Below are 391 nucleotides of genomic sequence, written 5' to 3'. Positions count from 1 at the left end.
TCGCGAGCTGATCGATGCTGCGGCGGATCTGCAGATCATCGCCAAGCACGGCGTCGGCTACGACACCATCGACATCCAGGCGGCTGCCGAGCGCAACATTCCGGTGACCATCGCCCTGGGCGCCAACGCGCAGTCGGTAGCCGAGCATGCCTTCGCCCTGATGTTCGCCGTGGCCCGCCAGGTCGCCTGGCTGGATGAGCGCATGCGTGCCGGGCACTGGGACAAGGCCAGCGCCAAGGGCGTGGAACTGTCCGGCAAGACCCTCGGCCTGGTCGGCCTGGGTTCGATCGGCGGCATCCTGCTCGACCTGGTCGCGCCATTGAAGATGAACGTGCGCATCTACGACCCCTACCTGAAGACCCTGCCCGAGCGCGCCAACGTCAGCCGTGAA

The 391-nt window shown here is 66.8% G+C and carries 1 protein-coding gene; it reads left to right on the top strand.

What is annotated here, in order from left to right; all coding sequences use genetic code 11:
- A partial coding sequence (locus tag ACJRW5_RS24930) for an NAD(P)-dependent oxidoreductase (RefSeq protein ID WP_484573143.1) occupies positions 1-391 on the top strand: 391 nt, incomplete at both ends.

The sequence above is a fragment of the Pseudomonas pichavaramensis genome (assembly GCF_050473265.1).
Taxonomy (GTDB): domain Bacteria; phylum Pseudomonadota; class Gammaproteobacteria; order Pseudomonadales; family Pseudomonadaceae; genus Aquipseudomonas.
The sequence above is the reverse complement of the archived record's forward strand: the minus strand, read 5'-3'. Positions and strand labels throughout refer to the sequence as shown.